Source organism: Exiguobacterium sibiricum 7-3 (genome assembly GCF_000620865.1).
Lineage (GTDB): Bacteria > Bacillota > Bacilli > Exiguobacteriales > Exiguobacteriaceae > Exiguobacterium_A > Exiguobacterium_A sibiricum_A.
Genome location: NZ_KK211190.1, coordinates 2,739,999 through 2,753,846, shown reverse-complemented (window position 1 = coordinate 2,753,846; position 13,848 = coordinate 2,739,999). Strand labels below are relative to the sequence as shown.

Here is a 13,848-nt window from a genome sequence, read left to right as displayed (position 1 = left end):
AAATCGCCATAGTGTCAACGGTCCGGGAATTGTGTAACCGCTTATACTTAATGAGCGTTCACAAGCTGGACATATTTTTTGCGGATGTACGGCAAACTGAAATCACTGAAGGGGTGGGGAGAGAAAAGAAAACGTAGAATAAGACAGCAGGCTCATGACAACACGTGTGCCATCATAACTCATCCTACATACTGTCGTGAGAACATCTACTTAACGAAGAAGCGGGGATTGTACATGAATCAACTCGAGACGAGGGGAACAGAACAGAAAGCGGAGAATCGTTCCGCATCATCATTTTACCGGACGGTTTGGCGCTGGCATTTTTATGCCGGACTGATTTTTGCACCATTTCTCGTCATGCTTGCCGTGACGGGATCAATTTACTTATTCAAACCACAAATCGAGAATGTTTTATATCAGAAGTATTATGAAGTGACACCGCAAGACGACCGGATTTCAGCAACGGCACAAATCAATGCTGTCAAAGCAAACTATCCGGATGCAAGTATTACGAAGTACCGTCCCGGAGAAACCGATGCGCGGTCGAGTGAAGTGAAGATTGCGACGGCAGAGGCCTCATCGACTGTCTTCATCAATCCGTATACCGGAAAAATCATCGGGGAACTGTCGGATGACGATCGAATCATGAATAAAATCGAAGAGATTCACGGCGAACTGATGGCCGGGACGATTGGCGACCGGATCGTCGAACTCGTTGCCTGTTGGGCAATCGTTTTGATCGTAACCGGGTTATTTTTATGGTTCCCGCGCAAAAAATCGACCGGCTGGTCCGGTGTCTTGATTCCACGACTGCGTCAAGGGAAAAAGATCTTCCGTCGTGATTTGCATGCCGTACCGGCATTTTGGATTACAGCCGGAATGTTATTCCTGATTTTGACGGGCTTACCGTGGTCCGGTTTTTGGGGAACAAGTTTTCAATCTGTCGCTACAAACCAAGGACTCGGTTATCCGCCATCCATCTGGGGAGGCGAGGCACCGGTATCAGCTGTTCAAACAAAAGATGTGGCGGAAGTTCCTTGGGCGGCCGAGACGCTCGACGTGCCGAAATCAAACGTCGAAGGGCTGGTGCCGGCGTCGATTGACGACATCGTGTCGATTGCGAAACAACAAGGGATGGATCCGAGTTATGCGATCAGTATTCCAAACGATCCGGCAGGCGTCTACACACTGTCGGCGTATCCTGCGAAAGCAGAAAATGAAGCCACAATCCATCTCGATCAATATTCCGGAGCCGTCTTGGCAGATTATCGTTTTGATAACTATGGTCTTGTCGGTAAAGTCGTTGCGCTCGGGATTACCTTGCACAAAGGAACGGAATTTGGTTTGATCAATCAATTGATCAGTTTAGCGATTTGTCTTGGAATCATCTTAGTCGCCGTCAGCGGCTTTTATCTGTGGTTCAAACGAAAACCGGGCAAAGGGATGGGCGCACCGAAAGGACCGCCGGCGAAATCGATTAAGTGGTTTATCCTCGTGTTGATTCTGCTAGGGATTTTGTTCCCGCTCGTCGGTCTGTCGTTGATCATCGTTTGGTTGGCCGATTTCTTGATCATTCGACGGATTCCGGCCGTCAGGAGGTTTTTAAATGCGTAAATCAATCAAAGGCATTTTACTAAGTGGGCTGATTGTGACAAGTAGCGGTCTTGCAGGGTGTGCGGTTACATCGGACGCGGCAGAGCACTATGCGGTCACCGCGCCCTTATCTGTAAAGTTTGAGATTCCGAAAGTACTGAACGCCGACCAGAAGAAACAGTACCGCTTCGGAGCGACGCTCTGGCAGGATCAAAAAGCAGTGAAACAAGCAGAGTATGTTCATTTTGAAATCTGGAAAGCAGATGGAACACTTCGGTACAGTATGGAACCGGCAGATGAAACGAAACCGGGTATGTATTCGATTAAAAAGACATTACCGAAAAATGGTTTGTATTACATCAAGGTTCACGCAAGCAGTAACGGTGCGATGATTATGCCGACGCGACAATTCATTGTCGGTCAACTGTCCGCCAACGATTTAAAAATCTTACAGGGCGGTGCCAAACCTGCCGGTGGAAGCAGTGGGCATCATCATTAAAAAATAAGACAGCAAAACAGGACGATGGATAAAAATCCGTCGTCCTGTTTTCATGTGCAAGGGATTAAATTAATCATCATCTCCATGAGATCCGTGGTCATCCCCTTGATCGTCTGAATCATCATCCGACTCGTCGTCATCTCCAGAATCATCGGATTGTCCATCATCATCCGAGGATTCATCTTCTGATTCCATTTCGTGTCCATTCACGAACTTGACTTCGACCTGAAGACTTTTGATTGGCGTCGCAAGCTGTAAGGCTTGAGAGACCTGTACTAAAAGTTCTTCTTTCGTCATCGAGGCAGTAAGAGTTAACCGTTCACGTAAAGTGGCAATATCTTTGATTCCGATTTCATCCTTGACTCGTAACTCGTTCCGATGATGTTCACTGCTGTAACGCCATTCGAATTTTTGTTTGTTCGTATTAGTCAACTTGATCGTAATTCGTTTGATTTCTTGACTGTTTTGGACACCGTCATGATCTGCATCTTCCTGATCATCGCGAATGCCGTCATGATCGCTATCGGCATGGGTCGGATCTGATCCTAGTTCGAATTCGTCCTCGTTATTCAGTTGATCTTTGTCTCGATCTTCTTCACCGTCTTTTAGACCGTCCCGATCAGAATCGGCTTGGATTGGTTGTGTGCCGACAATGAATTCTTCTTCCGTCGTCAGGCTGTCAGCATCTTGATCTTCCGCCGCGTCTGAAATCCCGTCTTGATCCGTATCTTTTTTCAAGGGATTGAGCTTGGCAAGATACTCCTGTTGATTCGTCACGCGATCACGGTCCGCATCTTCTTGTCCATCAGCCAGCCGGTCATCGTCTGTGTCTTTTTTGGTCGGATTCAACTGCAATTGATACTCCTGGAGATTGGTCAGACGGTCACGGTCACGATCGGCCGTTGCTACGGTTTTTCCATACCCTAAATGATACTTACTCTGCCAAGAATCCGGAATCTTATTTTGATCCCGATCGACTTGAGTCACTGCCTTTTTCTTTGGTTTTGTCTTGGCGTCGACAGATACGACCGACTGAGAGAGACAGACGGAGGCGAGTAACGCTCCAATGATGATTCGTTTCATACGTTCACTCCTGTTCCTGAAAAAAATAGTTTAAAAAGCGATCTTAAGAAGAGTTTAATCAAATTGTTCTAACATAAGGACGCTCTTTCGAAAAACAAGTCAGTAAAAAACAAAATAGTTAAAGAGAAAAGCTTTCAAAACGCCTTATATTTTTCCGTAAAAAATATTTTTAATAAAAAATGTAAAAAAAGAAAACTATTTGTGAACTGTTTACGTTATCTGTGTGTAGTCCAAAAAAACAAAGGGGTGTTTATAAGATGAAGATGAAAAAGTCGTATCTCGCCGTTCCACTCAGTGCCGCATTATTGATTCCGGCAGCAGGCGTCAGTGCCCATGGTCATGAAGATCACAGCAAGATGTCCCACAGCTCGGGAAAAGTTTCCTTAGATGTCTCGTCTCCCGCATCGGATTTGCGAGCGACGCTTGATCAGCTTTTATCTGAACATGCGTATTTAGCAGTCGTCACGATGCAAAAAGGGATTGACGGCAAAAAAGATTTTGATCAAGCCGCCGCTGCCTTAAACCAAAACACGGATGACTTATCGGCCGCTGTCGGATCCGTCTACGGGGATGAAGCCGGCGAAGCGTTCAAGAAGATTTGGTCGAGTCATATCGGTTACTTCGTTGATTATGTCAAAGCAACAGGAGCCAAAGATGAGGACGCCAAACAAAAAGCGTTGAAAGAACTGGATGAGTATCGTGTCGAACAGGCTGCTTTCCTCGATAAAGCGACAGAAGGCCGCTTGAAAGCAGCAGATCTAGAAGGTGGATTAAAAGTTCATATCACGCAATTGTTAACGTCATTTGACAGCTACGTTGCCGGTGATTATGACGCCGCCTACAGCAATCTCCGTATCGCCATCGAGCATATGTACATGGTAGGAGAAGGCTTATCCGGTGCCATCGTCGATCAATACCCGGATAAATTCAAAAATACGAAAGTCGATACACCGGCAGCAGATCTCCGTGCCGGACTGAACCGGAACTTCTCGGAACACGCAGCGCTTGCGATTCTGACGATGCAAAAAGGAATCGACGGGGCGAAGGACTTTGACGCGGCAGCAGGTGCGTTGAACGAAAATACAGACGATCTTTCCGCTTCCATCGGCTCGGTCTACGGCAGTGAAGCAGCGCAACAATTCAAGAAAATCTGGTCGAGTCATATCGGTTATTTCGTGGATTACGTGAAGGCGACAGGTGCGAAAGACGATCAAGCGCGCGATATGGCAGTAAAAGAACTCGATGAGTACCGCGTCGAACAAGCGGCTTTCCTTGATGCTGCCACCGAAGGCCGTTTGAAATCAAAAGATCTGGAAGAAGGACTGAAGGTCCACATCGATCAATTGTTACTGGCCTTCAACAGCTACAATGAAAAAGACTACGACAAAACGTACCCGGCGATCCGTGAAGCTTACGGTCACATGTACGGAGTCGGTGAAGGAACAGCGACAGCAATCGTCGATCAGTTCCCGGATAAATTCAAAGGCGAACCGGCCGGTATGCCGAACACTGGTCTTGGTGGAACGGCGGAATCGCAATCATCAACCGGTATCCTTTGGTCATTACTCGGAATCGCAGCAGCTTCAATCCTCGGATTCTTTGGACTCCGCGGACGCCGCTCACAACAATAATCGGACAACCGAACCCGCTGGAAACAGCGGGTCTTTTTCTACACATTTTCGGTCAAAGGAGGAGTTTACGATGAAGATCAAATGGTTTGTGCTGTTTATTCTGGTCTTGTTCGTCGTTCAGCCGTTTTCAGTCTCAGCTCACACGAGTCTAAAGAATTCAAATCCGTCAGAAGGTGAAGTCATACAAGGCGACTTGGAAAAAATTCGTTTGAATTTCGATACAGCGATTGAAAAAACCAGTACGGTCGAATTGAAAACAGCTCAAGGTGACGTGGTTCCGCTTGAGAAGCCCCTGATCATCGGCAATGAATGGAGTGCAGCCGTTCAACAAAAACTCGAAAGCGGAACCTATCTCATTCGCTGGAAATTGATTTCAGAAGACGGACACCCGGTCGAAGGAACGATTCGATTCGACTTGAAAGAAACGGTTTCTTCGACCGATCCTGCTGACGATCAAGACGTCGAGCCGGCGGCGCCGGAACCGCAACAGGCGAGCATCGTTCCGACCGAATCAGCAGAAACCGTCGAACCGGGACTGTTCCCGACCTTCTTACCCTGGCTTGTGACTGTCCTTGTACTTGCGATTGTCATCACGCTGTTCCTACTCCGTCGCCAAAAACGACCATGAGTGGCATCGTCAGTGAACTGCTCATCTATATCGGTGGGGCACTTTGGGTAGGGCGGCTGTTGCTTTTGTTTATTTCAGAAGATAAAAAACCGGCAGTCGGTAAATTGGATGGTCTTGCGTGTGCAGCACTCGTCAGCATCGTTGCAGGAGCCGGCCTTCCATTATGGCGTGTATATTCTTATTTTCAGCAGGAGATGGACTTATCCTTCCGTGAAGCGTTACGGGTGAGTCTGTTTGAAGTACGAATCGGGCAGTATTTTTTGATGGTGTATTTTTCAGCACTGATGGCACTCATCATCGTATTCATGAAACGAATCCTGCTCATCAAACGGTGGTTGCTGCTTGGTGTGACAATCCCGCTGTTTCTTGGAATTTCCGGAACCAGTCACGCCGCATCGAAGCATGGCCTGCTGGGGCTTGTGTTACAGACCAGTCATTTTAGCCTGATGGCGTTGTGGGTTGGAGTCGTATTCGTCATCGGTTGGTGTGCCCGGGACTCTAACCACTGGTTGTCGTTTTTACGCTGGTTCAGTCCGTTCGCCCAATTGACGTTTTTAGGGGTCATCGTGACCGGCTTCTTCCTGATGCGTCAAAGTGTTCCGTTAAGCGAGTACCGCAATGCCTGGAACGTTCCGTACGGACAGGCCTTATTATGGAAACACTTATTGCTGATTCCGGTACTTGGTTATGCGTTCATCAACGGGACACTCGTTAAACGGCAGTTACAGAAGGAATCGGCCTTTGATCCGCGGCGTGGTCTGCGCTTTGAGAGTCTGATCCTCTGTTGTGTGTTTCTTGCGACAGCAGCACTCAGTAATCTGGAACCGGCGGATTTGCAAACTCTTGGAGCAGTCAAGCCGATTCTTTGGTCGAACATCGTTCTCCTCTTAACAGGTGGTGGCAGTATCGGATTATTGCTGTTGACCTATCAAAAACGCCTGCCGTTTTTGCTCGGCAGTCTGTTCTGTCTCCTTGGCGTCAGCCTGCTCTACATCGGACTCGTGTATACGCTCTAAAACAGCCACCTTCTCAACGATCGGAGAATGGTGGCTGTGTTCTGTCATTTTGTGGTGGTCGCGCACCCGGTCGCTTTGGCAAGCAGCTTCGAGTAGGCCCGGGCACCTTTGATGTTCAAGTGGACACCGTCCTGTTCAAAGTACGACGGATGCTTGACGGCGACGGCATGCCAGTCAATGAGTGATACCCGTTTACGTTCGGCTGCTTGCTTCAGCATCGTGTTGACCTCCTGTTCCCACGGACGCGGCACCCGCGTCGTCACGAGGTACACCTGATCGGCATGTGCGAACCGGTCGAGCAGCTCCTCTAATTGCTCGGGACGGAAACTGCCGTTTGTCCCGAGGTGCAGGATGACTTGATGGTCGGTTTGATTGTACGCCGCATACTTCGTGCTGAGCGGAATGGCTTCCCGGAGCTGACGTCCTAGCTTGGCATCGACTGTCACGTGTTGAAGTGTACTGCCGAGATAATCTTCGACCCCGAGCAGCACCGAATCGCCGATCGCAAGGGTCGGGCGGCACATCGAGCGTGTGCGTTTCTCAGGCACCGGATTCGTCGGTTTTTTGATAAGCGATGCCGGTTTTTTATGCGGCGCCGCGACTTTCGGAATCGATTGTTGAGCCGATTCGTCCGACACAGCAAGAATCGATAAATTTCCGATGAAGCTGAGGAGAAGCAGACTGGCAAGGGAAACAGAGACCCACTTCGTCCGGGAAAACTGCCGGAAGGTCCGCGGGTGAATCTGAAATTGCCGGATGTATCCGAAAACACCAAGCCGGCGGACCGGACGTTCGACGAACTGATAGGACAGTTCGGTCACGACGACCAGGATTCCGAGAATCCCGAGACTTCGGAGCCAGGAAAATGTTCCGGTTTGTTCAATGGGCGTCATCAAGGTAATCAGCGGAAAATGCCACAAATACAGACCGTACGACCGTTTGCCGACGGCGATCAGCCACTGTGCTGCGAACAACCGGCTCCAAAAAGACGCCGGATGAGCAACAACGGCGATCAGTAACGCCGCAAGAACAGCGACGAACACAAATCCGCCATAATACAGAAAACGACCGTACTCACTTGTCACGAGCATCAGCAAAACAAGCACCGGGACAATCACGGCACCGGTCACGTTCAATAACCGGACACCCCGTGACGGAATCTCTTTCTTAAACCGTTCGGGTCGCCAAGCGAAGGCAAGCAGACTGCCGATCAACAAGGCAAACAACCGGGTATCGGTTCCGTAATAGACACGGCTTGGATCCATTCCCGGTGTAAACAAAATCGCCATCAGGAGTGCGGACAGCAGGGCAAGCAGTCCGATTCCCCGGAGCAACAGCCGTTTCGATGCGAGCCCAAAACTGAGCACGATCGGAAATATCAAGTAAAACTGTTCTTCGATTGCAAGCGACCACAGGTTTTGAATCGGTGACGGTTTGCCGAACGATTCGAAATAAGAGACGTCATGGACGATATACCACCAGTTCGTCATGTAGACGAGGGCAGCCATGATGTCCTGGCGAAGCACATGTAACAAGTCCCGCTCAAACAGTGTGACATAACTGAGGACAAGAACGAGCAGGACGAACAGCGGCGGGAATAACCGGCGGAACCGGTGCACCCAAAACCGTTTTAAGTCGATGCGACCGGTCTGTTGCCACTCACTGAGCAACAAGCCGGTAATCAAGTAACCCGACAGGACAAAAAACAAATCGACGCCGAGAAATCCGCCGGTCAGCATGGGTACCGACAGATGGTACAAAATGACAGCGATGACGGCGAACGCGCGCAGACCATCGAGTCCGGGCATATATGTGGTCGAACGGTTTGATGATTTCATAAGTAAAAAACTCCTTCACAGCTGTGCCTAAAGAATGCCATTCTCTAGTGTATCGAATTCCATTTCAGAAGGAGTGTCGAACCAGTAACAACAAAAAAAGATGAACTCAAAAATTTTTGAGTTCATCCTGTTCCGTACTCAATGTTTAAAAGCATCCGGTAACACAATCGAGACGATAAACCGGTTCTGTTCCGACGCTAACTGCATCGTCCCGTTGTGCCGGGCAACGATTTGTTCAATGATCGACAGACCAATGCCGGAGCCGCCGTTGGACCGTGACAGATCGGACGTGACGAAAGGGGTTGCCAGTTCCGTCAGTTGATTGGGCGTCAAGGTTTCCGGGACGGTATTGGAACAACGGAAGGTCAAGCGACCGTTTTCTTGAGCCACGTCAAACGACAAGTCACCTGTTCCGTGAAGCGTCGCATTGCGCACAAGATTTTCAATCAAGCGCCGCAACAGGTTCGGGTCAGCTTGAACACTCAAATGAGCCGGTCCTGCGTACCGATAAGCCGTTTCCGGGTGTTGTTCGGCGACCTGATGCAACAGCGTCACGAAATCAAGTGATGTCATGTGCACCGGATAATCTTTATTCGACAGTTTCGCGAGCATGAACAGCTCCTCGATTCGTGAGGCGAGCGTTTCCGACTGGCGGCTGACGATTGCCAGTACATCGGTCCGTTCCTGGTCGGACAAGGTCGTGTGGTGTTCGGACAGCCACTGGACGAATCCTTGAATCGATGTCAACGGAGTCCGCAAGTCATGCGAGAGACTGGTAATGAGCCGGAGTTGTTCCGTAAAACGTTCCCGCTCGTTTCGTCTGAGGACATCGAGCTCATCCCCAATCCGTTCAATCGAATGGGCAAATGCTTTGAACTCACGTGGACCCTTGACCGGAACAAGCGGGCTGACAGCTCGGTCCGGTTCGACGAGCCGTTCCAGCCGCGTCTCAAGTTGGCGGAACAACCCGGCAATCCAGCGGGTCATACCAAATAAAAATAAGAGGAACAACGCCAACTGTAAAATGAAAAACGCCGTCGAATTACCGACCTGATATTCATTCAGACGGGGGGTGACCGTTTCAATGGAAAGGAAATAACCGGGTGCACTCTCGCCAAGATCAATCGCCTGCATGTGATGCAACGTCCGTACGTCCGATTCGTCAGACGGTTCCCGTTCATCCGGAGTTTGCGCGGCTAATAACCGACTGGGTGTCATCGTCCGCGGAAAATCGGGTGAGGCGTCGACCCGTGATCCGTTCGACCGATAGACGGCCCAGGCATAGTCACCGTTCGGGGTCTGACCGGATTCGTACCGTTTGATATCGCGCTCGACCCGCTGCGTGATGTCCTGTTCCGTCGGATAATAATAACGGGGAACGTTTTTCGTTCCGAGCGGAATCTGGCTCGCGATCAACCAGGCGAACGCGGTACTCAGAAACGCTGCGGCTAATAACAGGACCGTCATCCAGGAGGTCAGTTTAAAGCGGAAGCGCCTCACGGCTCGACCTTGTAGCCGACACCCCAAACGGTTTGCAGGTAACGCGGCTCTTTTGGCGCATCCTCGATTTTGTCACGTAATTTATGAATCAGGACCATGACGGCGTTGGTGGCGGAACCGAGTGCCTCCTCCTGCCAAATCCGCTCATATAATTCGTCGGCGGAAAAGACACGGCGCGGATGATTCAGTAAGAGCGCCAGACAGTCAAATTCCCGGCGTGTCAAAGGAAGCGGGGTTGTCTCTTTTAAGATGACCCGTTCCTCCTGACGTAAGGTAAACGGACCGACTTGCAGGCTGCTGGCCGAGAGCGGCACTTGACTGGGCGACCCGGCGGAGCATCGCCTTGATCCGGGCGATGACTTCGAGCGGGTTAAACGGTTTACCGATGTAGTCATCGGCACCGAACGTCAACCCTTGGATTTTGTCGAGGTCCTCCTGTTTTGCCGTCAGCATCAGAACAGGAAACATGTAATTGGCTTGCCGAAGGGCCTGGACGGTCGAAAAGCCGTCACGAACCGGCATCATGACATCGAGGACCATCAGATCGATCGGCTGTTGCTGAACAAGCTCAAGGGCCTCTTCGCCGTTGGCGGCTTCGAGAATTAGATAATTTTCGTTTTGGAGATACAGTCGCAACAATTGCCGGATATCGGCTTCATCATCGACGATTAAGATTGTGGGCACGGCAGTTCCTCCTTTTGGACGCCTTCGAAGACATAGGCAGGCGGCATGTTTTGCAGCGTATAAGAATAACTGTGCTCAAAGAAATACCGGCGGAATGTCTTGAAATGGAGTTTGGTATATTGAAAGGCGATGAAATGACCGCCTGGTTGCAGCAGGGTCTGGAAGGTTTCGAGCAATTCATGGCGTAACAGAAGCGGGAACGAAGCGAACGGTAAACCGCTGACCAGGACACCGGCCTGATGATGCCAGTCTTCCGGACAGTTTTGAATGTCGCCGATAAACAGTTCGACGTTCGTCTCATCGGCTAACAGCTTCGCCAAGGCTTCTTGAAACACCGGATTTTGTTCGCAAATCAATAAAGTCGTTTCCGGGTGTCGCGCACGCAATAAGGCTTGGGTGATCGCCCCATCACCGGCTCCGACTTCGATGATGACGGCCGGTCGATCAGCAACTGCCCGCTGTGCCATCATTTTTGCTAAACGCGGACTGCTTGGCGCAATCGCACCAATTGTTTTCGGTGATTGAATCGCTTCTTTTAAAAAATCAAACATGCGAAACCTACTTTCTTCTTGAGTATACCATCGATGATACAGGGCATATCTTTCACAAAAAGGAGAGATTTCTTAAGTTTGTCTTAAGAAAACATCCATGCCTGATTTTCGGCGACATGCAGGACGATAAACTCGGTATACTGAGGAAAAGAAGGGGAGGGGACACGTGATGAATACCTTACCGGAAACGGATTATTATGCAGCACTCGTCCGCCGCGACAGCTCGTACGAAGGGACATTTTTTGTCGGGGTCAAGACGACGGGGATTTTTTGCCGGCCGACCTGTCCGGCGCGGAAGCCGAAGCAGGAGAACTGCGAGTTTTTTGAGACGGCGAAAGAGGCGTTGCTTGCCTCCTACCGACCGTGTTTACGCTGTAAACCGCTCGCCTATCCCGGGGACAGTGAAGTCATCAGCCGCTTGGTTGCTGCCGTCGAAGCGAGTCCCGAAAAACGCTTTAAAGATGCCGACTTCCGGGAACTGGGACTCGATGCCTCGACCGCCCGTCGGCAGTTCAAAAAACGGTTTGGCATGACGTTCGTCGAATACGCCCGGTCCCGGCGGATGGGCCTTGCGATGAAGGAAATCCGCAACGGACAACCGGTCATCGAGGCACAACTGGCAAGCGGTTATGAATCGAGCAGCGGCTTTCGCGACGCGTTTGCCCGCATCATGGGTGAGACGCCGAAGCGATGGGATGGAACGTACCTTCAGGCGAAGTGGCTTGATACGCCGCTTGGTCCAATGCTGGCGATTGTCGACGAACAAGGACTGCACTTACTCGAGTTCGTGGATCGTCGGGGGCTGGAGCGGGAAGTGGAACGTTTACGGCTCGCAGCCCGCGCCGTCATCATTCCCGGTGAGACACCGGTGTTTGAGCAGGTGACGGCTGAACTGGAGGCGTACTTTGCGGGAACGCTTGACCGGTTCGAGGTTCCGCTTGTCCTGTACGGGACACCGTTTCAGAGACAAGTCTGGGAACAGTTACAACAGATTCCTGCGGGTGAGACGATTTCCTATCAGGAACTGGCCGTCCGCGTCGGGAATCCGGCAGCCGTCCGTGCTGTCGCCCGGGCAAACGGCGCCAATCAACTGGCACTGATCATTCCGTGTCACCGGGTCATCCGCTTGACGGGCGATCTCGGCGGATATGCCGGCGGCTTGGCACGAAAAGCGGCCTTATTAAAATTGGAGCGGACGAAGAGGGGATTGAATCATGTATGAGTTTGATTAAAGATGTGTTTACACCAGACTGGTTGAACCGATTAGGGGGAGCGGTGCAGGCATCGGACTTTAAAGACGTCGTGCAACAAGGCGACTGGGAGGAGCTGGCGTTTAAGCAACGGGTCCGCCGGATTGCGACTGAGCTTAACCGTTATTTACCGCCTGACTTTGAGCAGGCGGCGACGCACCTCGAAACGATCGCCCCGGAGTTTCCGGGACTGCCGGGCATCGTTTTTCCAGACTATATCGAAGTTTATGCGCCGAGTGATGCCTGGGAGCGGGCAATGGTAGCCCTGGAACGGTTGACCCGGCACTCGACGTCGGAGTTTGCGGTCCGGCGCTTCCTGCTCGAAGATCAAGAACGGTTTTTAGAACTTGCGGTCCGGTGGAGTCAGTCGAGTGACGAGCACGTCCGGCGCTTGGCGTCAGAAGGAACCCGTCCGCGCCTGCCGTGGGGACAACGGATACCGGCATTGATTGCTGATCCGCGTCCGGTCCTACCAATTTTAGATGACTTGTTGCAGGACGAGGCGCTTTACGTCCGCAAAAGTGTCGCCAATCATTTAAACGATATCGCGAAGACTCATCCGGAACTCGTCATCGAACGGTTGGAACAGCTCGGGACCCATCCGCATACGGACTGGATTTTACGGCATGCCTCACGGACACTCCTGAAACAGGGACATCCGGACGTCTTGAAAGCGTTTGGTCTTGTCACGCGGGGAACGGTGACGGTCGACGAACTGACGGTCACACCCACGTTGCCGATTGGCGGGGAACTGACGTTTACCTTTGCCCTTGCGACAACCGAACCGCAAGTCCTGCGAATCGAATACGCGATCGACTATGTCAAAAAGCGGGGGACGAGTCAAAAAGTCTTTCGGATCAGTGAACGGCAAGTGATTGGACGGGAGACGTTTACGAAACGGCAGTCATTCCGGAACTTGACGACACGGGTCCATTATCCGGGTACACACCAGCTGACGATTCTGATTAACGGTGAAGCCTACGTGACAGCAACTTTTGACGTAGAGGAGGAAACAGAATGAACGGTCGCCACCCGGACTTTACAACGTCCCGTTTACACATTGAAGCAACAGATACGACGAACGGTTGTGTCTGGACATTACAGACACGGGATAGACAACAGATTGCGACGATTCAGTTCAGCGGTCAGCAACTCAGCTATGACGCAATTGATCCGACCGACCGGGCGGGCTATATCGAAGAAGCGCTGACGGTCATCCTTGCGTATCTCGCCCGGACGTTGTTATTGCCGTTCGTGATTGGACGGGACGGAGAAGCAGCGGTTTGGATTCGAAATGGCTTTCATGCTGACGGACCGGTCTTTCGGCGTGACTTGATGCATTGAAGTGGGGAAAATCATGAAACAAAGTGAGCCAAGAATCGTCTTTCCTCCACTCGCTTTTCTCAGGCGGAACGCAAGCCGCGGTCGTCCGAGGACGACCGGGTCTCGCCTGTTCCTGACGGAAGCATGCTTCCTTTTCCTGTAGAAGTCGAGTGGAGTCGACGATTCTTTTGAATAAACAAAAATAAAACCGTCTCTTCAGAAAACGTGCTTCTGAAGAGACGGTTTTTCGTG

General features: G+C 50.9%; 14 protein-coding genes. 8 read left to right on the top strand and 6 right to left on the bottom strand.

Annotation, left to right across the window (positions count from 1 at the left end; genetic code table 11):
* Positions 1-234 precede the first annotated feature (234 nt).
* Both P402_RS0115205 and P402_RS0115200 read left to right on the top strand, forming a co-directional pair.
* Complete coding sequence (locus P402_RS0115205; protein ID WP_026829466.1) at positions 235-1,614, top strand: PepSY-associated TM helix domain-containing protein; 1,380 nt, start codon at positions 235-237, stop codon at positions 1,612-1,614.
* Positions 1,607-2,092: a FixH family protein gene (locus tag P402_RS0115200; protein WP_026829465.1), complete on the top strand. Its 486-nt coding sequence runs from the start codon at positions 1,607-1,609 to the stop codon at positions 2,090-2,092. The genes P402_RS0115205 and P402_RS0115200 overlap by 8 nt, the downstream gene beginning before the upstream one ends.
* Positions 2,093-2,161: 69 nt before the next feature.
* Here the strand turns inward: P402_RS0115200 and P402_RS16775 are convergent, their stop codons facing one another.
* On the bottom strand, positions 2,162-3,175 hold the full coding sequence (locus P402_RS16775; protein WP_051525181.1) for a hypothetical protein: 1,014 nt from the start codon (positions 3,173-3,175) through the stop codon (positions 2,162-2,164).
* 257 nt (positions 3,176-3,432) lie between these two features.
* Here P402_RS16775 and P402_RS0115190 point away from each other — a divergent pair, with 257 nt between their 5' ends.
* The 3 genes from P402_RS0115190 to P402_RS0115180 all read left to right on the top strand — a co-directional run bounded on the left by P402_RS0115190 (position 3,433) and on the right by P402_RS0115180 (position 6,450).
* A complete protein-coding gene (locus tag P402_RS0115190) occupies positions 3,433-4,806 on the top strand; it encodes a hypothetical protein (protein ID WP_026829464.1) in 1,374 nt (457 codons plus the stop codon).
* Positions 4,807-4,876: 70 nt separating this feature from the next.
* Complete coding sequence (locus P402_RS0115185; RefSeq protein ID WP_026829463.1) at positions 4,877-5,434, top strand: copper resistance CopC family protein; 558 nt, start codon at positions 4,877-4,879, stop codon at positions 5,432-5,434.
* A complete protein-coding gene (locus P402_RS0115180; protein WP_026829462.1) occupies positions 5,431-6,450 on the top strand; it encodes a copper resistance D family protein in 1,020 nt (339 codons plus the stop codon). Before P402_RS0115185 ends, P402_RS0115180 begins: the two co-directional genes overlap by 4 nt.
* A 44-nt stretch (positions 6,451-6,494) precedes the next feature.
* Here P402_RS0115180 and P402_RS16620 read toward each other — a convergent pair whose 3' ends face one another.
* From P402_RS16620 to P402_RS0115160, 5 genes are all read right to left on the bottom strand, one after another.
* Complete coding sequence (locus P402_RS16620; RefSeq protein WP_034770094.1) at positions 6,495-8,288, bottom strand: acyltransferase family protein; 1,794 nt, start codon at positions 8,286-8,288, stop codon at positions 6,495-6,497.
* A 138-nt stretch (positions 8,289-8,426) separates the two neighbouring features.
* Entirely contained in the window at positions 8,427-9,788 is a 1,362-nt protein-coding gene (locus P402_RS0115170; RefSeq protein ID WP_152538839.1) for a sensor histidine kinase, read from the bottom strand.
* On the bottom strand, positions 9,785-10,012 hold the full coding sequence (locus tag P402_RS16770) for a winged helix-turn-helix domain-containing protein (protein WP_051525180.1): 228 nt from the start codon (positions 10,010-10,012) through the stop codon (positions 9,785-9,787). Before P402_RS16770 ends, P402_RS0115170 begins: the two co-directional genes overlap by 4 nt.
* On the bottom strand, positions 9,993-10,472 hold the full coding sequence (locus P402_RS16615; RefSeq protein ID WP_051525179.1) for a response regulator transcription factor: 480 nt from the start codon (positions 10,470-10,472) through the stop codon (positions 9,993-9,995). The genes P402_RS16770 and P402_RS16615 overlap by 20 nt, the downstream gene beginning before the upstream one ends.
* On the bottom strand, positions 10,457-11,023 hold the full coding sequence (locus tag P402_RS0115160; RefSeq protein ID WP_026829460.1) for a class I SAM-dependent methyltransferase: 567 nt from the start codon (positions 11,021-11,023) through the stop codon (positions 10,457-10,459). Before P402_RS0115160 ends, P402_RS16615 begins: the two co-directional genes overlap by 16 nt.
* 166 nt (positions 11,024-11,189) lie before the next feature.
* Between P402_RS0115160 and P402_RS0115155 the strand changes: the two genes are divergently transcribed.
* Genes P402_RS0115155 through P402_RS0115145 form a run of 3 tightly spaced genes read left to right on the top strand, consistent with a single transcriptional unit; the run spans position 11,190 to position 13,617 of the window.
* The gene (locus P402_RS0115155) at positions 11,190-12,245 is read left to right on the top strand and encodes a methylated-DNA--[protein]-cysteine S-methyltransferase (protein WP_026829459.1); all 1,056 of its coding nucleotides are present in this window, start codon (positions 11,190-11,192) and stop codon (positions 12,243-12,245) included.
* Positions 12,242-13,294, top strand: coding sequence for a DNA alkylation repair protein (locus P402_RS0115150; protein ID WP_026829458.1), 1,053 nt, complete (start codon positions 12,242-12,244; stop codon positions 13,292-13,294). Before P402_RS0115155 ends, P402_RS0115150 begins: the two co-directional genes overlap by 4 nt.
* Positions 13,291-13,617, top strand: coding sequence for a hypothetical protein (locus P402_RS0115145; RefSeq protein ID WP_026829457.1), 327 nt, complete (start codon positions 13,291-13,293; stop codon positions 13,615-13,617). The genes P402_RS0115150 and P402_RS0115145 overlap by 4 nt, the downstream gene beginning before the upstream one ends.
* Positions 13,618-13,848: the final 231 nt, after the last annotated feature.